The organism is Pseudomonas sp. E1MeOHC2 (assembly GCF_058745025.1).
Genome location: NZ_CP196675.1, coordinates 1,343,165 through 1,362,944, shown reverse-complemented (window position 1 = coordinate 1,362,944; position 19,780 = coordinate 1,343,165). Strand labels below are relative to the sequence as shown.

Sequence of the window (19,780 nt, the reverse complement as noted above, 5' to 3'; positions counted from 1 at the left end):
CCTCAAACCCCCGACAAATGGAGCCGAACCATGAGCTACCACCTGATCATCGGCGACAAGCTGTATTCCTCCTGGTCGCTACGCGGCGCCCTGGCCATCGAGCTGGCCGGCGTCCCCTATGAACAAACCCTGATCAAACTCAACCAGCCTGACACCCGTCAGCGTCTGCTCGCCTACTCGGCTACTGGCAAGGTGCCGCTGCTCAAGACAGAGCATGGCGTGATCGCCGACTCCCTGGCCATCGCCGAATACCTCAACGAGCGCCATCCCGAAGCCCAGTTGTGGCCTGCCGACGTGGCTGCCCGTGCCCAGGCCCGTTCGGCCTGCGCGCAGATGCACAGTGGGTTCTTCGCCTTGCGCGGGGCGATGCCGTTCGACCTGTCCCGTGACCAGGCCCTGGAGACGGTACCGCTGGACGTGCAGGTCGACATCGACCGTATCGTCGCGCTGTGGTCCGAATGCCGTCTGGTTGCCAAGGACAGTGGCCCCTTCCTGTTCGGCAAGCCGACCCTGGCCGATGCTTACTTCGCCCCAGTGGCCGTGCGCCTGCGCACCTACCGTGTGGCAGTGCCGGCAGAGGCGGCCGCGTACATCGAGACTATTTACCAGTGGCCGGCTTTCAAGGCCTGGCAGCAGGCTGGCCTGGCGGAGCGCGAAGGGTGAAACGCATTCATGTAGCGGCCGCGGTGATCCGCAGCGCCGAAGGCCGCATTCTGATTGCGCGGCGGGCAGATACCCAGCACCAGGGCGGCCTTTGGGAGTTTCCGGGGGGCAAGGTGGAAGCGGGCGAGAGCGTCGAAGCGGCGCTGGCCCGTGAGCTTCGCGAGGAACTGGGCATCGACGTGACCCGTTCACGGGCGTTGATCAAGGTCAGCCACGATTACCCCGACAAACAAGTGCTGTTGGACGTTCGCGTCGTCGAAGCGTTCACCGGCGAGCCCCATGGCGCCGAGGGCCAGCCTCTGGCCTGGGTGACACCGCGCGAGCTGACGCAGTACGACTTCCCCGAGGCCAACAAGCCAATCGTGGCCGCCGCACGCCTGCCGGACCACTACCTGATCACCCCGGACGGCCTGGAAGTGCCCCAGATGCTCAAGGGCATCCAAAAGGCAGTGGCAAACGGTACCCGTCTGATCCAGCTGCGTGCGCCGGACATGTACGACCCGAAGTACCGCGATGTGGCGGTGGATGCGGTCGGTTTGTGCGGTGGCAAGGCGCAGTTGATGCTCAAAGGGCCTCTGGAGTGGCTGGGCGATTTCCCCTCGGCAGGTTGGCACCTGACGGCCGCGCAATTGCGCAAGTATGCGGCCAAGGGGCGGCCATTCCCTGAGCACCGCTGGTTGGCGGCGTCTTGCCACAGCGCAGAAGAGCTGGCATTGGCTGAGCAGATGGGGGTCGATTTCGTCACCCTGTCGCCGGTGCAGGCGACCCAGACGCATCCTGAGGCGGTGCCTCTGGGGTGGGACGAGGCCCAGCGCTTGGTTGCGGGCTTCAGCCGGCCGGTGTTCTTGCTGGGTGGGGTAGGGCCGGATGATCGTGAGCGGGCCTGGGAAGTTGGGGCGCAGGGTGTGGCGGGGATTCGGGCGTTCTGGCCTGAGGCCTGAGCCGCTTGTGAGAGGGGCCGCTACGCAGCCCATTCGCGGGCAAGCCCGCTCCCACAGGAAGCTCACAGTATTCGAACCCTGTGGAGTACCTGTGGGAGCGGCCCGCGAATGGGCTGCGTAGCAGCCCCGGCACTCTCAGCCTTCAGGCTTCGGCGCTGGCTGCCACAACACCTCGGCAACCCCCTGCCGCCGCCCAATGATCCGTGCCGCCACGAACAGCAGGTCCGATAGCCGGTTGATATACGCCAACCCCACCCCCTCCAGCGGCTCCACTGCATTCAGCTGCTGACACCGTCGCTCCGCACTGCGCGCCAGGCAACGGCACACATGCGCCTGCGCCACCAACGCCGAACCACTGGGCAGGATGAAATTCTTCAACGGCCCCAGCTCCTCGTTCCACAGGTCGATTGCCGCTTCCAGGCGCTCCACTTCGGCCAGGTTCAATGCCTGGTAACTGGGCATTGCCAGTTCGCCGCCGAGGTCGAACAAGCGGTGCTGACAGGGGGCCAACACATCGTTTACCTCAACCAGCCCCTGTTCGGTCAGCCCCGCCAACAGCAGGCCCAGTTGACTGTTGAGGCTATCCACCTCGCCAATGGCTTCGATGCGCGGGTGGTCCTTGGGCACCCGGCGTCCGTCGCCAAGGCCGGTTTCGCCTTTGTCGCCAGTGCGGGTGTAGATCTTCGACAGGCGGTAGCCCATGTCATGCCTCCGTGGTGTTCGGTGCCGTCGCTGCCGGCTGGCCGAGGGGCAGGCGCAGGGTGAAGCAGGTGCCCTGGCCGGGCGTGGACTGCACCTCCATCTGCCCCTTGTGGTTGTTGGTGATGATGAAATACGAGACCGAAAGGCCAAGGCCGGTGCCCTGGCCAATCTCCTTGGTGGTGAAGAACGGCTCGAAGGTGCGCTTGCGCACGGCTTCGGGCATGCCCACGCCGTTGTCCTCGACCTGGATTTCGGCCCAAGGCGGGTTGAGGCGCGTGCGCAGGATAATGCGCCCAGGCTCGCTGGATTGCGGGCGCTGGTGGATCGCCTGGGCGGCATTTTTCAGCAGGTTGAGCAGCACCTGCTCCAGTTCGTTGGCGGTGCACGGCACCGGCCCGAGGTGCGGGTCGAACTGGCGCACGATCGCCTGGCCCTTGAAGTCGAAGCCGATGGCCAGGTCGAAATCGTTGCTGGCGATTTCCACGGCCTGGTCGATCAGCGCCGGCAAGTCGCAAGGTGCCAGCTGGCGATTGCTGCGGCGGCTGAAACTGAGCATGTGGGTGACGATTTTCGCAGCGCGTGCACCGGCCTGCTGAATCCCGTCGAGCAGCTGTGGCACTTCGCGGCTGGCCAGGTAACGGTTGACGGTGGGCAGGTCGATGCCAAGCTCCTCGGCCTGCTCCTGGTTGCGTGGCAACTCCGGGGACAGGCGCCGACGGATATTCTGCACATTGTGCAAAATGGCCCCCAGCGGGTTGTTGATCTCGTGGGCCATGCCCGCGGCCAGGCCACCTACCGAGAGCATCTTTTCCGATTGCACCATCATCTCTTCCAGGGACAGGCGCTGGGTGATGTCATCGATGCGGATCACCACGCCGCGACCGCCCCCGCCCATCAGTGGATAGAAGGTCAGGGCATAGTGGCGCAGGTCATCGTCCTTGGGCCAGGTGACCCGCTCGATCTTCGCCACCCGGTGTTTCTCCACGGTTTCCTTGAGCTGTGGCAAAAATGGCTTGAGCGGCTCGAAGGCGATGAAGATCGGCTGGTTCAGCGCCTCGTCCAGCGGCGTCCCGGAGAGCATGGTGGCTTCGTGGTTCCACTGGGTGACATAGAGCTGCTCGTCGAGGGCGATCAGCGCCGAGGGCATGGAGTCGATGATGCTGTTGAGGTAATTCTGGAAGCCCGTGAGTTTTTTCTCGATCTTGCTGCGCACCTGGACTTCCAGCTCCAGCTTGCGGTTGGTATGGCGGGTTTCTTCGGCCAGGCCCTGGGCCTGGTCATAGGCCGTCTGGAATTCATCGCGGGTGCGCTTGAGTTGCTGCTCGCGGGCTTCGATGCGCGAGAGCATGGTGTTGAACGCCTCGGCCAGGCTGCCGATCTCGTCGTCGTTGCCGCGCCGGGCACGCAGGGCGTAGCTCTCTTCGCGGGTGACCTGGCGGCTGAGCTCTTCGAGCTGGTTGATCGGTTGGGTGATCAAGCGCTTGATTTGCCGGGCGACGACAATCCACAGCAGGATGCTGAACACCAGAATGCCCAGGCTGGCGCTGAGCGTGCCGGTGTAGAAGGCTGTCGGCAGCTCGCTGCTGGACACCAGCAGCAGGTGCGCTGGCGGGTTGGCATCGCGCGGTATGCGTATCAGCTGCGTGCTGCGAAACTCCATCAGGCGCCAGCCGTCGATGTTGCGAAAGCGCTTGGGCAGTGCCAACGGCTCGCCGTGCTGAAGTTGTGCAAGTATGCGGCCGTCCCCACCGTAGACGGCGGCGGCGCGCAGTGGCGTGTAGCTGTCCAGTTCCTTGAGCAGGGCGTTGGCGGTTTCCGGGGTGTCGCCTGCACGGGCCGACAGCTGCGGGTTGGCTATCAGCCGGCCGATGGTCTGCAGGGCCTGGGGCGCCATGCTTTCCTGGGTGATCCAGTAGGCGGCGCTGATGAAGGTCAGGTTGGCCACCAGCAAGATGGTCACCAGCAGCACCAGCAGGGCCGCCAGCAGCTTTTGCCCGACCGGCAGGTTTTCCAGGCGTTGGCGCAGGGTCATGGGCAAGGCAATGTCCGTATCCGGTTGAAAGGGCCAGCGTCAGGCACTGGGCAAGCCACGTGCCTGCAGGTTATCGACCAGGCGCCGGTGCAGGCGTTCCAGTTCCGGCAACGGCAGGCCATGACGCTCGCCGACGCGGCACACATGGCCGAGCAGGTAATGGACCTCGGTGCGCCTGCCAGCGCGCACATCCTGGTACATGGAAGAGTAGTTGGCGGCGGTGGCGAGGATCACCCGTTGTACTTCTTCGTCCAGATCTTCGGCAGCCTGGGGTTGGCCACAGCGACGCAGCAGTTCGCCCAGTTCGTCGCACAGGGCGGTCACTTCAGCCAGGTGCTCGAGCAGGCCGCCATTGCGACAGTCGTGCAGCACGGTCAGCGGGTTGATCGCGCAATTGAGCGCCAGTTTGCGCCACAGGCGGGTGAGTATATCCACGGTCCATTCGGCCGGGATGCCGGCATCGTGCAGGTCATCGAACCACGCCGGGATCCCGGGCTTGAGTGGGTCACCCAGCCAATTGAAGCCGTGACCGGCAAAGCGCACCTGCCAGTCATCCTCGCGAAAAGCCCCTTCGGTGCTGGAGGCGAAGATGCAACGGGCATGGGGCACCTGGTCGGCGACTTCGTCCTGGCTGCCAAGTCCATTTTGCAGCAGCACCAGCTCTGCGCCCTCGGCCAACCGCGGCGCCAGGCGCTTGATGGCCGGCGCGGCGTCATAGGCCTTGCAGGCTACCAGCAGGCGGTGGATCGGGCCGTGGGCGTCGGCTGTTTCGGCAGGGATCGCGTAGTGCCTGGACGTGTCCTGTTCGACCAGCGTCAGGCCGCCCACCCGTTGATAGGCCTGCAGCCGCTGCTCGTCGCGCAGGATCAAACGTACCGCCTTGCCAGCGCGCGCCAGGCGGCAAGCCCAGAGGCTGCCCAGGCTACCCGCGCCGAGAATATGCCAGGTGCTGCTCATATGCGTTTCGCAACCCGTTATAATGAGCCCGCATTTTAACCGTCTAACTCAGCGTGCTCCATCTTCAGGCCGAGCGCGCTTTTATTTTTGGAGAATACCCATGCCTTCGTTCGACGTGGTATCGGAACTGGACAAGCACGAAGTGCAGAACGCTGTAGACAACGCCGTCAAGGAACTCGATCGCCGTTATGACCTCAAGGGCAAGGGCAGCTTCGAGTTCAAGGACAAGGATCAGACCGTGCTGCTGACCGCCGAGGCCGAGTTCCAGCTTGAAGCGATGCTCGAGATCCTGCGCGGTGCCCTGGTCAAGCGCAAGATCGACGTCAAATGCCTGGAAGCCAAGGATGCCTACGCTTCTGGCAAAGAAATGAAACAGGAAGCCAAGTTCCGCGAAGGCATCGACAAAGAGCTGGCCAAGAAGATCGTTGCTCACATCAAGGATGCCAAGCTCAAGGTTCAGGCTGCCATCCAGGGTGAACAGGTACGTGTCACCGGCAAGAAGCGCGATGACCTGCAAGAGGCGATCGCCGCCCTGCGCGCCAAGGAATTCGACATGCCGCTGCAGTTCAACAACTTCCGCGATTGATCCGGGCGTTGTCAGGAACCTCGATGGCGCAATGATGTCCATGGGGGCCATGGCCGCGCAAATGCTGCGGCCAGTTTTACCGTGTACATGCCGTTCGGCATCAGGAGATGAACATGGATTTGAACGCTGAAGTCGATCAGCTGGTCCGCCAATCGCAGACCTGGGTCCCTTTGATCATGGAATACGGCAGCCGTGTGTGCCTGGCGTTGCTGACCCTGGCCATCGGCTGGTGGATCATCAACAAGGTCAGCGCACGCCTGGGCAAGCTGGTCGGCCTGCGTAATGCCGACCTGGCGTTGCAGGGGTTCATCAGCACCCTGGCCAATATCATCCTGAAGATCCTGCTGCTCGTCAGCGTGGCGTCGATGATCGGCATCGAGACCACCTCCTTCGTTGCCGCTATCGGTGCTGCTGGCCTGGCCATTGGCCTGGCGTTGCAGGGCAGCCTGGCGAACTTCGCCGGTGGCGTGCTGATTTTGATGTTCCGCCCGTTCCGCATAGGCGACTGGATTGAAGCGCAGGGTGTCAGCGGCACCGTGGACAGCATCCAGATTTTCCATACCGTGCTGCGCACCGGTGACAACAAGACGGTGATCATGCCCAACGGCAGCCTGTCCAACGGCATCATCACCAACACCAACCGTCAGCCGACCCGTAAGGTGGTGTTCGACGTGGGTGTGGATTACGAAGCCGACCTGCAGAAGGCGCGTAATGTGCTGCTGGAGCTTGCGCAGGACCCGCGCGTGCTGGCAGACCCGGCACCGCAGGCGGTGATTTCGACGCTGGGCGACAGCTCGATTACCGTGTCGCTGCGCATCTGGACCAAGACGTCCGACTATTGGGATGTCATGTTCATGCTCAATGAGCATGCCCGTGACCGGCTCAAGGCAGAGGGCATCGATATTCCGTTCCCGCAGCGGGTGATTCGCGTGGTGCAGGAAACGGCTACCCAATAACACCGCATTGTAACTGGGGCCGCTGTGCGCCCCTTTGCGGGCAAGCCCGCTTCCACAGGGATAACACCGTACTTGTGGGGGCGGGCTTGCCCGCGAAGGGGCGCGCAGCGGCCCCAGCTTTTTCCGGCCCCATTACACTTGTTCACAGCCAAGCCCTGATATTTCTGGCATATAGCCTGACCCCACCTGCCTTTACCCGAAACCTGCCATGAAACCACTGCTGTACATCACCCCCCTTCGAGCGCTGCTGTTCGGCCTCACCCTGGCCCTGTTCGAGCTGCTCACCTACCTGGCCAGCGACGCCGTCATGCCGGCCATGCCCGTGGTAGTAGGCGACCTGAACGCCAGCCCCGAATACATCCCCCACGCCCTGAACCTGTACCTGCTCGGTGGCGTGGTCCTGCAGTGGCTGATCGGCCCACTGGCCGATCGCTATGGCCGCCGCCCCCTGCTGTTGGGCGGTTGTGTGTTCTTCGGCGTGGCGTGCCTGGCGACCTTCTGGGTCAACGACATCGGCATGTTCAACCTGCTGCGCCTGTTGCAGGGCATCGGCCTGGGCTTTGTGGTCACGGTCAGCTACCCGGCCCTGAACGAGGCCTTCAGCGAAGCCGACGCGGTGCGCATGATGGCCCTGTTGGCCAACATTGCCCTGCTGTCGCCGCTGCTTGGCCCACTGGTGGGTACCTTGCTGCTGCAATGGCTGGACTGGCGCTGGCTGTTCGTGGCGTTCGCCATCGGCGCGGTGCTGGCCTGGGTGCTGTTGTACCGGTTGATGCCAGAAACCCTGGGCGTGGAGCGGCGCGACGGTTCGAAGCTGCCGTTTACGCCGATCCACTTGCTGCCACTGTTGTCCGGCTACGGTCAATTGCTGGCCAACCGACGCTTTGTCGCCGGTAGCGCGGCCCTTGGCCTGGTCGGTCTGCCCTTGATTGGCTGGATTGGCCTGTCGCCGGTGCTGCTCATCCATGATGAAGGGCTGAGCACGATGGAATATGCGCTGTGGCAGCTGCCGGTGTTTGGTGGGCTGATCCTCGGCAATCTGATCATCAACCGCATTGCCGACCGTTACCCGCTGCCGGCGCTGGTACGTGGCGCACTCTGGCCCTACCTGGCCGGCCTGTCGCTGATGGTGCTGGCGACCTGGTTCTGGCCGAGCGTGACCAGCGTGGTTGCCGGCATGTCGCTGTATGCCTTGGGGCTGGGCGTTGCCAACGCCGTGCTGTACCGCATGACGCTGTTCTCCAGCGAGCAAAGCAAGGGGTTAGTCTCGGCCATGCTGGGGATGATCACCATTGCCTTGCTGGGCCTGGGAGGGGCGCTGCTAGCGATGATCGGGGCGGGGGCCAGTTTGTTGCACTTCGCTTTGGCAGCCAGTGTGGCGGGTGCGCTGGCGCTGTGGCCGCTGTGGTTTGTGGTAGGCGGCCGGTCTGGCGAAGGGGCTGTGGCTCAGTAGCTTTCATTGGCCCTGTCGCCGGCATGCCGGCGACAGGGCCAATACAGGCACCGTAATACCCTCAGGGCCGCTCGGCCGCTGGGTTCTCTTCGGGCACCGGCTTGCCGCGCCCGGCTTCCTGACGCCACTGCAGGGCGATCAGGATCAGCGTCGGCACACCCAGCAGGGCAGTGATCAGGAAGAAGTCGTGGTAACCGAACTTCTCCACCATGACCCCCGAGTAACCCCCGATCAGCCGTGGCAGCAGCAACATGATCGAGCTGAGCAGTGCGTACTGGGTGGCAGAGAACTTCAGGTTGGTCAGGCTCGACAGGTAGGCGACGAACGCTGAGGTGGCCATGCCGGAGCTGAAGTTGTCCAGCGAGATGGTGACCACCAGCATGTCCAGGTTCGGGCCCATGTCGGCCAGCATCAGGAACAGGATGTTGGTGGCCGCCGATGCCGCGCCGCCGATGAACAGGATCGGCATGATGCCGAAGCGCACGATCAGCAGGCCACCGGCCCCGGCGCCGACCAAGGTCATGATCAGGCCGAAGATCTTGCTGACGCTGGCGATCTGGTCCTTGGTGAAGCCCATGTCGATATAGAACACGTTGGCCATCACCCCCATGACCGTGTCCGACATACGATAGGTGGCGATCAGCCCGAGCAGCAGCAGGGCTTGCCAGCGGTAGCGGGCAATGAAGTCGTTGACCGGGGTCAGCACCGGCGCAAGGCCGCGGCGGCCCATGGTCGACAGGCAGGCCCAGGTCAGCAGCACGTACAGAATCAGGCGCAGGAAGGCGCGGTCTTCCAGCAGCAGGTCGAGTGGCGTCGCGTCGCCGAAGATCACGCTGGCCCAGTCGGTATTGAACAGCTGGGTGAAGCTGGCAGGTACCGACACCAACAGCACGATCAGCACGAACACCGACGCCAGCTGGTGCACCAGGCCATAGCGCGCCGCCGACAGCTGGGTACGCAGCGGTACCGAAGGTTCACGCATGACCAGGGTGGTGAAGAGCGCGGGCAGCATCAACAGGGCAAACATGATGTACGTGCCGGCCCAGGCCTTGTGCAGGTAGCTGAAACCGGTGGAGCCGAACCATTCGGCGAAGAACAGCGCGCCTGCAGTGGCAAGCAGCGCCGCCACCCGGTAGCCGGCCATGTAGCTGGCGGCGAGTGCGGCCTGACGCTGGTCGTCGGCAATTTCGAGGCGATAGGCATCGACGGCGATGTCCTGGGTCGCCGAGGCAAATGCCACGAGAACGGCCAAGGCAATCAGCCATGACAGGTGTTGCTGTGGGTCACACAGGCTCATGCCGACCAGGCCGATCACCACCAGCGCCTGCGACAGCAGCAGCCACGAACGGCGGCGGCCCAGGCCGCCAAGCAATGGCAGGCGCCATTGGTCGAGCAACGGCGACCAGACCCATTTGAAGGCATAGGCCAGGCCGATCAGGCTCGCGTAACCAATGGTCTCGCGGGCCACGCCTGCTTCACGCAGCCATACCGAAAGGGTCGAGAACACCAGCATGTAGGGCAGGCCGGCGGCGAAGCCGAGCAGCAGAAGTACCAGGGTTGACGGGCTGGCATAGGCAGCGAGCGCAGCGCGCCAGGTTTTACGGGGCATGGGCCAACATCTGCCTCAAGTTTTCGAAAACAAAGCGCGCACTCTAACCGCTGTGCTCCATCGGGCGCCAGCCATGGCGCGTCATATCCACACGATTATTGGTCACATTAACGCCTTCTGCGCGCAACCGCGCCCGTTGTTCGTCGCCTGACGGGGTGCCCAATGCCAGGCTCAGGCGCCCGCCAGCAGCCAGTACGCGGTGCCAGGGCAGGCGGGTGTCTGCGGGAAGCTGGCCGAGGGTGCGGCCAACCCAGCGTGCCGCGCGGCCAAGGCCGGCCAGCTCGGCGAGCTGGCCGTAGCTGACCACCTTGCCTTCGGGCACTTGCCCGAGCACCGAATACAGCGCCGTTCGTCGGGCTTCTGCGGTTTCCTGGGCGTGCTCGTATGCCTCTGACATCAGTGCCCCCGTGCCTTGTGGATGAAACCGGACCAGCGGAAGGGGTAAATGAGAGTTGAACTCAACGGCATGCGCTCGGTCTTTCCTTGCTCTGGTTGTCGGTATCTGGATAATGCCCGGCTTTTTTCGTCGAATCGAACCCATAGTCCGCTTATGTATTCTAGATCGTTGTTGTGCCTGCTAGCTGCTTCCCTGTGCGCCGCGCCCGCGTTTGCCGACACCGTGTGGATGAAAAACGGTGACCGCCTCAGTGGCAAGATCAAAGTCTTCGACGGCGGCAAACTGCTGCTGGAGACCCCTTATGGCGGGTCTATCGCGCTGGACTGGAAAGAAGTCCAAACCCTGGAAAGCGACCAGGAAATGCTGGTCAAGCAGGACGCCTACAGCGGCGAGCGGGCCAAGTCGCTGAAGGCCGCCGAAGCCGGCAAGGTCACCCTGGCCAATGGCGAGGCGCCCAAGACCGTCGACCTGGCCAGCATCGAGCAGATCATGAAGCCCAAGCCTGTGGTCGAGGACCTGGTCTGGAAAGGCAACGTCGATGTCGCCCTGGACTACAAGCGTGCCGAGAATGACACCGACGACTACGACGTCAGCTTCAAGACCACCGCCCGTCACGGCCGCTGGCGGCACAACGCCGAGGGCGAATACAACCGCGAGACCAAGGACGACGTCACCACCACCGACAACTGGAGCGCCGAGTACGCGCTGGACCGCTTCATCACCGAGAAATGGTTCTGGCAGGGGCGCATGGAGTACAAGCGCGACCGCATCGAAGACCTGGCACGCCAGCGTACTGTGGGTACCGGCCCGGGCTACCAGTTCTGGGACGACGAACTGGGCGCGTTCTCGCTGGGTTCGCTGGTCAACCGTACCGACTTCGAATACCAGGATGGCGCCAAGGACAACTTCTATTCTGCAGCGGTCAAGTGGGACTACACCCGCTACCTGATCGGCAAGAACGTGCAGTTGTTCACCAATGGCGAACTCGCCAAGCCGCTGGGCAACGTGGCCGACTACTCGCTGGATGCCGAGGTAGGCCTGCGCTACAAAGTCACTGAATGGGCCTCGCTCAACCTCAAGGCGGAGAAGGACATCATCAGCGGCACACGTGACAGTGACCTGGACAAGACCCGCTATACCGCAGGCTTTGGCGTGACCTGGTAACGTAGGCGCAAGGGTGAAGCCACCGGTGGCAGCGGCGGGTGATTATGCTTATCTTGTCACCCATTCAGTCCGCTGCCAGGAGCGCCTTTCGTGAGTACCAAAGCCATCCGCCCCGCCCGGGAACTGCTGCTCAAGGAATACCGCGGCGTGCTCTCGACCCATTCCAAGTCCATGCCCGGTTTCCCGTTTGGCTCGGTCGTGCCGTATTGCCTGGATGCGCAGGGCAACCCGCTGATCCTCATCAGCCGCATCGCCCAACACACCCACAACCTGCAAAAAGACCCCAAGTGCTCGCTGTTGGTCGGTGAACGCGAAGCAGAGGATGTGCAGGCGGTCGGCCGCCTCACGGTGATGGCCGAAGCGCACAAGGTGGTGGATGACGCCGCCATCGAAGCTGCGGCCGAGCGCTACTACCGGTACTTCCCCGACGCTGCCGACTACCACAAAGCCCACGACTTCGACTTCTGGGTGCTGCAGCCGGTGCGCCACCGCTACATCGGCGGCTTTGGCGCCATCCACTGGCTTGACCATGTGACCTTGGCCAACCCGTTCGCGGGCAAGGCCGAGGCCAGCATGATCGAGCACATGAACAGCGATCACGCCAATGCCATCGCCCACTACGTCGAACTGACCGACCTGCCAGGCACTGTGCCTGCGCAAATGGTCGGTATCGACAGCGAAGGCATGCACTTGCGCATTGGTCAGGCGGTGCATTGGCTGCCATTCCCGAGCCCGTGCAATACGCCGACACAAGTACGCGAAGCCCTGGTATTGCTGGCGCGTGCCGACCAGTGGCCGGTTGCTGCTGAAGTCGAGGGTTGAAATTGGGAGCACGCGCATCCATCTGAGGTCTTATTGGAAGGTGCTCTTCCGTCGAGGAATCTTTGATGCGTGCTTTTCTACTGTTGTTTCTGCTTTTTCCTGTGCTGGAGCTGTTTGTCTTCGTCAAGGTCAGTGCGGCCATCGGGTTTTTCCCGGCGCTGCTGCTGATCATCGCTGGCTCCGCTCTGGGTGTGCTGGTAATGCGGGTGGCCGGGCTGGCCACCGCACTGCGTGCCCGTGAAAGCCTGCAGCGCGGCGAACTGCCCGCTGAGGACATGTTCCAGGGGATGATGCTGGCGGTGGGTGGCGGCTTGCTGCTGTTGCCGGGTTTCATCAGCGATGTGCTGGGCCTGATCTGCCTGTTGCCGTTCACCCGTCACCTGGCCGCGCGCAAGATGCGCCAGCGTGCCGAGGAGCAGGCCATGCGCCAGCGGGCGTTTCAGGACGATCCGTTTCAGGCGCAGCCACCTCGTGATGCCGGCCACCGGCCAAATGTGATCGAGGGCGAGTACGAGCGTCGCGACAAGTAACAATCCGGGGCCGCTTTGCGGCCCCGGCTCTGTCTCAGGTTCATCCGCTAATGAAAAAATTTCCGTATCAAGCCTTGTAATTGCATATGGCGGCCTCATGTATGGGTCACCGCAAGGTTTCTGGTGGCGACACCAGACATAACTCAGGTGGTTCGCCCCGCGCGGGCCACCCCCGGCAACGCCGGACCGCATCAACCCGCCGGTGTCGATACCGGCCGATGAAAACCACAATTTGGGAGAGATCGACAATGAAGCTTCGTCCTCTGCATGACCGCGTAGTCATCCGTCGCAGCGAAGAAGAATCGAAAACCGCTGGCGGTATCGTCCTGCCGGGTTCGGCCGCTGAAAAACCAAACCGCGGCGAAGTTGTCGCCGTCGGCACCGGTCGCATCCTGGAAAATGGCGAAGTACGCGCGCTGGCCGTGAAAGTGGGTGACAAAGTGGTTTTCGGCCCTTACTCGGGCAGCAACACCGTGAAAGTCGACGGCGAAGACCTGCTGGTAATGGCCGAGAACGAGATTCTCGCCGTTATCGAAGGCTGATTTCCCCGATTTCCCGTTATTCCAAAGAATTTCAAGGATTAAACGATCATGGCTGCTAAAGACGTAAAATTCGGCGATTCCGCCCGTAAAAAAATGCTGGTTGGCGTCAACGTTCTGGCTGACGCGGTAAAAGCGACCCTCGGCCCGAAAGGCCGCAACGTGGTCCTGGCCAAGAGCTTCGGCGCACCGACCATCACCAAGGACGGCGTTTCCGTTGCCAAAGAAATCGAGCTGAAAGACGCCTTCGAAAACATGGGCGCCCAGCTGGTCAAGGAAGTCGCTTCCAAGGCCAACGATGCAGCCGGTGACGGCACCACCACCGCTACCGTTCTGGCTCAAGCCATCGTCAACGAAGGCCTGAAAGCCGTCGCTGCCGGCATGAACCCAATGGACCTCAAGCGCGGTATCGACAAGGCCACCGCCGCTGTCGTTGCCGAGCTGAAAAACCTGTCCAAGCCATGCTCGGACTCGAAAGCCATTGCCCAGGTTGGCACCATCTCTGCCAACTCCGACACTTCCATCGGTGAAATCATCGCCGAAGCCATGGAAAAAGTCGGTAAAGAAGGCGTGATCACCGTTGAAGAAGGCTCGGGCCTGGAAAACGAACTGTCTGTCGTTGAAGGCATGCAGTTCGACCGTGGTTACCTGTCGCCTTACTTCGTCAACAAGCCGGACACCATGGTTGCCGAGCTGGATGGCCCGCTGCTGCTGCTGGTCGACAAGAAGATCTCCAACATCCGCGAACTGCTGCCAGTACTGGAAGCTGTTGCCAAGTCCGGCCGCCCACTGCTGATCGTTGCAGAAGACGTCGAAGGCGAAGCGCTGGCTACCCTGGTAGTCAACAACATGCGCGGTATCGTCAAGGTTGCTGCGGTCAAGGCACCAGGCTTCGGCGACCGCCGCAAGGCCATGCTGCAGGACATCGCTGTCCTGACCGGCGGCCAGGTCATCTCCGAAGAAATCGGCCTGTCCCTGGAAACCGCTACCCTGGAGCACCTGGGTAACGCCAAGCGCGTCATCCTGTCCAAGGAAAACACCACCATCATCGACGGTGCTGGCGTTGAAGACGACATCCAGGCACGCGTCAAGCAGATCCGTGCCCAGATCGAAGAGACTTCCTCGGACTACGACCGTGAGAAGCTGCAAGAGCGTCTGGCCAAACTGGCTGGCGGTGTTGCCGTGATCAAGGTCGGTGCTGGCACCGAAGTCGAAATGAAAGAGAAAAAAGCCCGCGTTGAAGACGCCCTGCACGCTACCCGTGCAGCCGTTGAAGAAGGCGTGGTGCCTGGCGGTGGTGTTGCCCTGGTGCGTGCTCTGAACGCTATCGTTGACCTCAAAGGCGACAACGAAGACCAGAACGTCGGTATCGCGCTGCTGCGTCGCGCCGTTGAATCGCCGCTGCGTCAGATCACTGCCAACGCCGGCGACGAGCCAAGCGTTGTGGCCGACAAGGTCAAGCAGGGTTCGGGCAACTTCGGTTACAACGCTGCTACCGGTGAGTACGGCGACATGATCGAGATGGGCATCCTGGACCCAGCCAAGGTCACCCGTTCGGCCCTGCAAGCTGCTGCTTCGATTGGCGGTCTGATGATCACCACCGAAGCCATGATTGCTGATGCCCCGAGCGATGCTCCAGCTGGCGGCGGCATGCCAGACATGGGCGGCATGGGTGGCATGGGCGGCATGATGTAAGCCAGCCTTACCCCCTGCACCATCAAAAAGCCCCGGTTCGTGAGAACCGGGGCTTTTTTTGTGCTTCGGTGCCGATCATTGGGGCCGCAAAGCGGCCCCTCGGTCAGGCAACACTGCCCTCAACGGCCGGCGCTCCAACCCGCCCTCGCCGATACAGAACCAGATAATACGATCCCAACCCGATCAACCAGCAGAACACCGCCGTCCACACGTTGTGCGACAAGAAGTGCGCGCCCTGCATCATCCGCCCGACCGACAGCACCGAACCGGCTATCACCGCCACCACCAGCGCCACCCTGGCCAGCCGCGGGCGCCGGTCGCGCAGTGCGAAGAACAAGGCGAACAGGCAGAAACCGGTCGCGGCATGCCCCCCCGGCCAGCACAGGCCAGGCTTGTCGGTGGCAGGGCGTGCCTCCAGAAGTTTGCTGTAGGTTTCCTTGCCACCGAACTGGCTCAGGCTCCAGGGGCACTGCACCTGGGTGACCTTTTTCAGCGGTGTGACGAATGCCGTGGACACACTCAGCGCCAGCACCAGGCAGCCCAGTTCTCGGCGCCAGCCGAACAAGCGCGCCCAGAAGAAGCTCAGGGCAAATGTCAGCAGTGCCAACAGCCCCAACAGGATCACCACCTGCTTGACCCCGTCATGCAGTACGTTCTCCAGCAAGTAGCTGTGACGCCCGATGAATTGCCCGGCGGCCGGGTCGAAGAACAGGTTGGCCACGTCCATGTCGACCGATGTCAGCTCTAACAGGATCAAGGCCACTGCCGTCACCAGCGGGATGCCCAGGTACAGCCAGAGATTGATCGGCCGAGGGCGGGTACGTGCGTGCATGGCGACTCCAGGGGAAAAAAGATCGGGCATTATCGAGTGGCCGCTATCCTGTGTCCGTGAAGGATCAGTGAAAAAACTGTCAACTCCGGCGAATTTCGCCTGGGGGTGGCACAGTGCAGGCATTGGCCTTAAGCTGCGCCTGCCGCGCACCACAGCGAAGCGCCGCACAAGGAGACCCCGATGCGCATTCTATTGGTTGAAGACAACCGCGATATCCTTGCCAACCTGGCCGATTACCTGGGCATGAAAGGCTACACCGTCGATTGCGCCCAGGACGGCCTGTCGGGCTTGCACCTGGCCGCCACCGAGCATTACGACCTGATCGTGCTCGACATCATGTTGCCCGGCATCGATGGCTATACCTTGTGCAAACGCCTGCGCGAAGACGCTCGGCGTGACACTCCGGTGATCATGCTGACCGCTCGCGATCAACTGGACGACCGCCTGCAAGGCTTCCGCTCCGGGGCCGACGATTACCTGCTCAAACCTTTTGCACTGTCAGAGCTGGCCGCCCGTATCGAAGCGGTGCTGCGCCGCGCCCAGGGCGGTGGCCGTCGCACCTTGCAGGTCGCCGACCTGAGCTACGACCTCGATACCCTGGAGGTCACGCGTCAGGGGCGCCTGCTCAAGCTCAACCCGGTCGGCCTCAAGCTGCTTGCCGTGCTGATGCAGAAAAGCCCGCACGTACTGCGTCGCGAGGTACTGGAAGAGGCCCTGTGGGGCGACGACTGCCCTGACAGCGACAGCCTGCGCAGCCATGTGCACCAGCTGCGCCAGGTGATCGACAAACCGTTCGAAAAACCGCTGCTGCATACCGTCCATGGCGTCGGCTATCGCCTCGCCGAGGGCCGCGATGGAGTTTAAGCAAAGCCTTGCCCAGCGCATCATCATCGCCTTTGCGTTGATGAGCGCGCTGGTCGCCGGCGCCTTCGCCTTCGGCATTGTCGCCACCGTGCACCTGGTTGAAGAGCGGCTGATTTCCACGGTGCTGGGCGGCGATCTGCAACGCCTGCTGCGCATGGACAGCGTGAGCGACTGGAGCCATCGGCCGCGCCCTGACCAGCTGTTCTACTTCAGTGGTGGGCGTGACGATTTCGAGTTGCCCAAAGACTTGCGCCATCTCAACAGCGGTTTCCATGAAGTGTTTCGCGACCAGCTGTCGTACCACGCGATGGTCGAGATCGTTGACGGTCGCCGTTACGTGCTGCTGCAGGACCAGAGCGATTTCGAAGAGCGCGAGCGCGTGCTGTTCGCGGTTGTCGTCGTGGGCTTTGTGCTCAGCCTGGTACTGGCCGTCATCCTTGGCTGGCTGGTGGCGCGCAGGGTGATGGCACCGGTGATCCGCCTGGCGCGTCAGGTACGCCATCGCGACCAGTTGCTCGGCCTGGCACCGCCGTTGGCACCCGATTACGCGGCGGACGAAGTGGGCCAGTTGGCGGTAGCCTTCGACGATACCCTGGGCCGCCTGCGCGATGCCTTGACCCGTGAGCGGTTGTTCACCAGCGACGTCAGCCACGAACTGCGCACCCCGTTGATGGTGCTGGCCACCTCGTGCGAGCTGCTGATGGAAAACCAGACCCTGGACCCGCGTGCGCGTAGCCAGGTCGAGCGTGTTGCTCGGGCTACTGAAGAAATGCGCGAGCTGGTCAAGACCTTCCTGATGCTCGCCCGTGCCCAGCGCGACGAGGGTGCGGTGGCCTCGCAGGCGACCTTGCGCGAGGTTGCCGACGAACTCACCGGCGTCTGGCGCGATACCATCGAGCAGAAGGGGCTGACCCTTTATTTCGATGGGCGCGTCAGCGCAAGCCCGGTGCTGTACAACGCCACCTTCCTGCAATCGGTGATGGGCAACCTGCTGCGCAATGCCGCGCACTACACCGACAGCGGTTACATTCGCCTGAGCCTTGAAGCGAATGGGTTCAGTGTTGAGGACAGTGGTGTGGGCATCCCCGAGGAGCAGCGCGAGGCGATGTTCAAACCGTTCGTGCGCGGTGACGAGCGGCGCGGCGAAGGGCTGGGCCTGGGGCTGTCGCTGGTGCAGCGTATCTGTGACGATCAGGGGTGGCGTGTCACCCTGACATCGACCTTGCCGCACGGCTGCCGCTTCCAGGTGGACCTCAGCAAAAGTGTGGAGAAGGCTGACCCTTCGGCGCTTGTCGAGTAATGATTTGTAATACCTATCGAAAGAGCTAACACTTTTTTCACATTGGCATGACCTGATTCCAACGCTTGGTTACCTAAGGTGAGCGCACTGGAGTCAGGAGATGCCCAATGCGTAGCCCCATCAAGCTTGAATTTTCCGAGAAATACGACAAAGACCACGCGCGTGAGTATTTTCTCAAGCATCAGGATGGCCTGGCCCGACGCCTTTCCCATAAACGTGACGAGCAGCTGGCACGTCGCGCCCTGGCCTTGGCCGGTGAGCCCGGCCTGGTGCTGGACCTGCCTTGCGGTGCCGGTCGCTTCTGGCCGCTGCTGGCGGAAAAACCCAATCGCGTGATCATCGGTGCTGACAACTCCGAGGCGATGATCGAGACAGCCTGTGCCGCGCAACCGCCAGAGGTGGTTGCACGGGTACGTCCCTTGCAGACGTCTGCGTTCGACATCGATTTGCCGGACAATTCGGTAGACAGCATTTTCTGCATGCGATTGTTTCACCACATTGGCGAAGCCGCCCACAGAAAGACTATTCTTTCGGAATTTCAACGAGTTAGCCGTGATAGTGTGATCCTGTCGCTGTGGGTGGATGGCAACTTCAAAGCCTGGCGACGGAAAAAGCTCGAGCAGCGCCGTAGCGCCAAGTCTGAACAGGACAATTACCAGAACCGTTTCGTGTTACCAGCAGACACGGTCGAAGAAGAATTCAAGGCAGCCGGTTTCAGAATTCAGGAACGCTTGGACTTCCTGCCGTTCTATGCCATGTGGCGAGTCTATGTATTGCGCAAGGGGTAGTGTTTGATGGCTGTAGCCCAGAATGGGGAGTCGCGGTTCGATTTTTACTGGCGCCAGCAGGGTGAATGGGTTGAGGAACCCAACCAGCGGCGTGGCGGCGAGAGTGGCGTGCAGCGCCTCAATGACGCCAGCGGCAAGCTGTTGTATGCCAAGCGCCAGGTCGGGCACATCTACCGCAGCCTGCTCCACCCCTTTGGCCGGCCGACCGTATTGCGTGAACTCGATGCGCTCAACAGCTTCGAGCAATTGGGTGTGCGTGTACCGCGCATCGTCTTTTGTGGTGCCGAGCGCGATGCCGACCATCAATGGCGGGCGCTGCTGGTCAGCGAAGCGCTGGATGGCTTTGTCGAACTCGACACCTGGCATGCCGAAGGTGCCCGCGAGCGTTATCCACAGGTGGTGCATGAGCGCATGCTCAAGGACCTGGCCGATAACCTGGCGCGCATGCACTTGGGGCATTGGCAGCACGGTTGCCTGTATGGCAAGCATGTCTTCATCAAGGTCATCGGCGAGGGCGAACAGGCCCGGGTCGAAGTCGCCCTGCTGGATCTGGAGAAGTGCCGGCGGCGCATCAGCTGCCAGCGAGCGGCAGGTAACGACCTGCGTCAGTTGCGCCGCCACTCGTCGTTCAATGACGCGGAGTGGCAGACATTGCTCTACTTTTACCAGATGGCGTTTGGCAGCGTTGTCAAAGGGTTAGGGCAATGAAACTAGAAATCGCTCGAGCTTTGTTCCTGGTGGCCGGGTTGGCCGTGACCACCGTGGCGGTGGCTGCCTGGGAAGAGCCGAAGCCGATGGTGTTCAGCAAGGCTGAGTTGGCGGACCAGTGCGCATTGCCACGGGTGGCAAAGCAGCAAGAACAGGCCAAGCCGGATCAGGACCTGTTGCTGTTCCTGTTCGGCATGCGTCAGGGGTTGCGGCCGTTCGGCTGAGCCCTGATTGAGTGGAAA

Annotated in this window: 21 protein-coding genes; 15 read left to right on the top strand and 6 right to left on the bottom strand. The window is 62.3% G+C overall.

Features of this window, described 5'->3' with window-relative positions; genetic code table 11:
* Positions 1–30 precede the first annotated feature (30 nt).
* A complete protein-coding gene (locus ACSSU5_RS06030) occupies positions 31–663 on the top strand; it encodes a glutathione S-transferase family protein (RefSeq protein ID WP_264311704.1) in 633 nt (210 codons plus the stop codon).
* Entirely contained in the window at positions 660–1,604 is a 945-nt protein-coding gene (locus ACSSU5_RS06025) for a Nudix family hydrolase (RefSeq protein ID WP_492560800.1), read from the top strand. The genes ACSSU5_RS06030 and ACSSU5_RS06025 overlap by 4 nt, the downstream gene beginning before the upstream one ends.
* Positions 1,605–1,739: 135 nt before the next feature.
* On the opposite strand, the gene ACSSU5_RS06020 is transcribed toward ACSSU5_RS06025, so the two are convergent.
* Genes ACSSU5_RS06020 through ACSSU5_RS06010 form a run of 3 tightly spaced genes read right to left on the bottom strand, consistent with a single transcriptional unit; the run spans position 1,740 to position 5,295 of the window.
* Positions 1,740–2,306, bottom strand: coding sequence for a cob(I)yrinic acid a,c-diamide adenosyltransferase (locus tag ACSSU5_RS06020; RefSeq protein ID WP_492560799.1), 567 nt, complete (start codon positions 2,304–2,306; stop codon positions 1,740–1,742).
* A gap of 1 nt (position 2,307) precedes the next feature.
* Positions 2,308–4,338: an ATP-binding protein gene (locus ACSSU5_RS06015; RefSeq protein WP_492561303.1), complete on the bottom strand. Its 2,031-nt coding sequence runs from the start codon at positions 4,336–4,338 to the stop codon at positions 2,308–2,310.
* A 39-nt stretch (positions 4,339–4,377) separates the two neighbouring features.
* Positions 4,378–5,295: a putative 2-dehydropantoate 2-reductase gene (locus ACSSU5_RS06010; RefSeq protein ID WP_492560798.1), complete on the bottom strand. Its 918-nt coding sequence runs from the start codon at positions 5,293–5,295 to the stop codon at positions 4,378–4,380.
* 100 nt (positions 5,296–5,395) lie between these two features.
* On the opposite strand from ACSSU5_RS06010, the gene ACSSU5_RS06005 reads away from it, so the two are divergent.
* From ACSSU5_RS06005 to ACSSU5_RS05995, 3 genes are all read left to right on the top strand, one after another.
* Positions 5,396–5,881: a YajQ family cyclic di-GMP-binding protein gene (locus tag ACSSU5_RS06005; RefSeq protein ID WP_264311709.1), complete on the top strand. Its 486-nt coding sequence runs from the start codon at positions 5,396–5,398 to the stop codon at positions 5,879–5,881.
* 113 nt (positions 5,882–5,994) lie between these two features.
* Positions 5,995–6,837, top strand: coding sequence for a mechanosensitive ion channel family protein (locus ACSSU5_RS06000; RefSeq protein ID WP_264311710.1), 843 nt, complete (start codon positions 5,995–5,997; stop codon positions 6,835–6,837).
* Between the two features lie 208 nt (positions 6,838–7,045).
* Complete coding sequence (locus tag ACSSU5_RS05995) at positions 7,046–8,290, top strand: MFS transporter (protein ID WP_264311711.1); 1,245 nt, start codon at positions 7,046–7,048, stop codon at positions 8,288–8,290.
* Positions 8,291–8,351: 61 nt separating this feature from the next.
* Here the strand turns inward: ACSSU5_RS05995 and ACSSU5_RS05990 are convergent, their stop codons facing one another.
* Positions 8,352–9,899, bottom strand: a complete 1,548-nt coding sequence (locus ACSSU5_RS05990; protein ID WP_264311712.1) for an AmpG family muropeptide MFS transporter — start codon at positions 9,897–9,899, stop codon at positions 8,352–8,354.
* Positions 9,900–9,942: 43 nt separating this feature from the next.
* Positions 9,943–10,296, bottom strand: coding sequence for an MGMT family protein (locus tag ACSSU5_RS05985; protein WP_264311713.1), 354 nt, complete (start codon positions 10,294–10,296; stop codon positions 9,943–9,945).
* Between the two features lie 153 nt (positions 10,297–10,449).
* Between ACSSU5_RS05985 and ACSSU5_RS05980 the strand changes: the two genes are divergently transcribed.
* The 5 genes from ACSSU5_RS05980 (at position 10,450) to groL (ending at position 15,046) form a co-directional block, all read left to right on the top strand.
* On the top strand, positions 10,450–11,460 hold the full coding sequence (locus ACSSU5_RS05980) for a DUF481 domain-containing protein (RefSeq protein ID WP_264311714.1): 1,011 nt from the start codon (positions 10,450–10,452) through the stop codon (positions 11,458–11,460).
* Positions 11,461–11,550: 90 nt separating this feature from the next.
* Positions 11,551–12,282, top strand: a complete 732-nt coding sequence (locus ACSSU5_RS05975; protein ID WP_264311715.1) for a HugZ family pyridoxamine 5'-phosphate oxidase — start codon at positions 11,551–11,553, stop codon at positions 12,280–12,282.
* A 65-nt stretch (positions 12,283–12,347) separates the two neighbouring features.
* On the top strand, positions 12,348–12,812 hold the full coding sequence (locus tag ACSSU5_RS05970; RefSeq protein WP_264311716.1) for an FxsA family protein: 465 nt from the start codon (positions 12,348–12,350) through the stop codon (positions 12,810–12,812).
* A gap of 248 nt (positions 12,813–13,060) precedes the next feature.
* The gene (locus ACSSU5_RS05965; protein WP_012274036.1) at positions 13,061–13,354 is read left to right on the top strand and encodes a co-chaperone GroES; all 294 of its coding nucleotides are present in this window, start codon (positions 13,061–13,063) and stop codon (positions 13,352–13,354) included.
* Between the two features lie 48 nt (positions 13,355–13,402).
* A complete protein-coding gene (groL, locus tag ACSSU5_RS05960) occupies positions 13,403–15,046 on the top strand; it encodes a chaperonin GroEL (RefSeq protein WP_264311717.1) in 1,644 nt (547 codons plus the stop codon).
* Between the two features lie 103 nt (positions 15,047–15,149).
* Here groL and ACSSU5_RS05955 read toward each other — a convergent pair whose 3' ends face one another.
* Positions 15,150–15,878 carry a phosphatase PAP2 family protein gene (locus ACSSU5_RS05955; protein ID WP_492560797.1) on the bottom strand — a complete coding sequence of 243 codons (729 nt, stop codon included), beginning with the start codon at positions 15,876–15,878 and terminating at the stop codon, positions 15,150–15,152.
* 180 nt (positions 15,879–16,058) lie between these two features.
* Here ACSSU5_RS05955 and colR point away from each other — a divergent pair, with 180 nt between their 5' ends.
* The 5 genes from colR to ACSSU5_RS05930 all read left to right on the top strand — a co-directional run bounded on the left by colR (position 16,059) and on the right by ACSSU5_RS05930 (position 19,762).
* Positions 16,059–16,742, top strand: a complete 684-nt coding sequence (gene colR, locus ACSSU5_RS05950) for a two-component system response regulator ColR (protein WP_003255215.1) — start codon at positions 16,059–16,061, stop codon at positions 16,740–16,742.
* Positions 16,732–18,042, top strand: a complete 1,311-nt coding sequence (locus ACSSU5_RS05945) for a sensor histidine kinase (RefSeq protein WP_264311719.1) — start codon at positions 16,732–16,734, stop codon at positions 18,040–18,042. The genes colR and ACSSU5_RS05945 overlap by 11 nt, the downstream gene beginning before the upstream one ends.
* A gap of 107 nt (positions 18,043–18,149) precedes the next feature.
* Positions 18,150–18,830: a class I SAM-dependent methyltransferase gene (locus ACSSU5_RS05940; protein ID WP_264311720.1), complete on the top strand. Its 681-nt coding sequence runs from the start codon at positions 18,150–18,152 to the stop codon at positions 18,828–18,830.
* Between the two features lie 6 nt (positions 18,831–18,836).
* Positions 18,837–19,538, top strand: coding sequence for a lipopolysaccharide kinase InaA family protein (locus tag ACSSU5_RS05935; protein ID WP_264311721.1), 702 nt, complete (start codon positions 18,837–18,839; stop codon positions 19,536–19,538).
* A complete protein-coding gene (locus ACSSU5_RS05930) occupies positions 19,535–19,762 on the top strand; it encodes a hypothetical protein (RefSeq protein WP_264311722.1) in 228 nt (75 codons plus the stop codon). The genes ACSSU5_RS05935 and ACSSU5_RS05930 overlap by 4 nt, the downstream gene beginning before the upstream one ends.
* Positions 19,763–19,780 lie beyond the last annotated feature (18 nt).

Coding starts and splice junctions, on each gene's coding strand:
- ACSSU5_RS06020 (WP_492560799.1), bottom strand. CDS start 2,306: ATGGGCTACCGCCTGTCGAAGATCTACACCCGCACTGGCGACAAAGGC.
- ACSSU5_RS06030 (WP_264311704.1), top strand. CDS start 31: ATGAGCTACCACCTGATCATCGGCGACAAGCTGTATTCCTCCTGGTCG.
- ACSSU5_RS06000 (WP_264311710.1), top strand. CDS start 5,995: ATGGATTTGAACGCTGAAGTCGATCAGCTGGTCCGCCAATCGCAGACC.
- ACSSU5_RS06010 (WP_492560798.1), bottom strand. CDS start 5,295: ATGAGCAGCACCTGGCATATTCTCGGCGCGGGTAGCCTGGGCAGCCTC.
- ACSSU5_RS05970 (WP_264311716.1), top strand. CDS start 12,348: ATGCGTGCTTTTCTACTGTTGTTTCTGCTTTTTCCTGTGCTGGAGCTG.
- groL (WP_264311717.1), top strand. CDS start 13,403: ATGGCTGCTAAAGACGTAAAATTCGGCGATTCCGCCCGTAAAAAAATG.
- ACSSU5_RS05990 (WP_264311712.1), bottom strand. CDS start 9,899: ATGCCCCGTAAAACCTGGCGCGCTGCGCTCGCTGCCTATGCCAGCCCG.
- colR (WP_003255215.1), top strand. CDS start 16,059: ATGCGCATTCTATTGGTTGAAGACAACCGCGATATCCTTGCCAACCTG.
- ACSSU5_RS05940 (WP_264311720.1), top strand. CDS start 18,150: ATGCGTAGCCCCATCAAGCTTGAATTTTCCGAGAAATACGACAAAGAC.
- ACSSU5_RS05965 (WP_012274036.1), top strand. CDS start 13,061: ATGAAGCTTCGTCCTCTGCATGACCGCGTAGTCATCCGTCGCAGCGAA.
- ACSSU5_RS05995 (WP_264311711.1), top strand. CDS start 7,046: ATGAAACCACTGCTGTACATCACCCCCCTTCGAGCGCTGCTGTTCGGC.
- ACSSU5_RS05930 (WP_264311722.1), top strand. CDS start 19,535: ATGAAACTAGAAATCGCTCGAGCTTTGTTCCTGGTGGCCGGGTTGGCC.
- ACSSU5_RS06005 (WP_264311709.1), top strand. CDS start 5,396: ATGCCTTCGTTCGACGTGGTATCGGAACTGGACAAGCACGAAGTGCAG.
- ACSSU5_RS06015 (WP_492561303.1), bottom strand. CDS start 4,338: ATGACCCTGCGCCAACGCCTGGAAAACCTGCCGGTCGGGCAAAAGCTG.
- ACSSU5_RS05985 (WP_264311713.1), bottom strand. CDS start 10,296: ATGTCAGAGGCATACGAGCACGCCCAGGAAACCGCAGAAGCCCGACGA.
- ACSSU5_RS05935 (WP_264311721.1), top strand. CDS start 18,837: ATGGCTGTAGCCCAGAATGGGGAGTCGCGGTTCGATTTTTACTGGCGC.
- ACSSU5_RS05955 (WP_492560797.1), bottom strand. CDS start 15,878: ATGCACGCACGTACCCGCCCTCGGCCGATCAATCTCTGGCTGTACCTG.
- ACSSU5_RS05980 (WP_264311714.1), top strand. CDS start 10,450: ATGTATTCTAGATCGTTGTTGTGCCTGCTAGCTGCTTCCCTGTGCGCC.
- ACSSU5_RS05945 (WP_264311719.1), top strand. CDS start 16,732: ATGGAGTTTAAGCAAAGCCTTGCCCAGCGCATCATCATCGCCTTTGCG.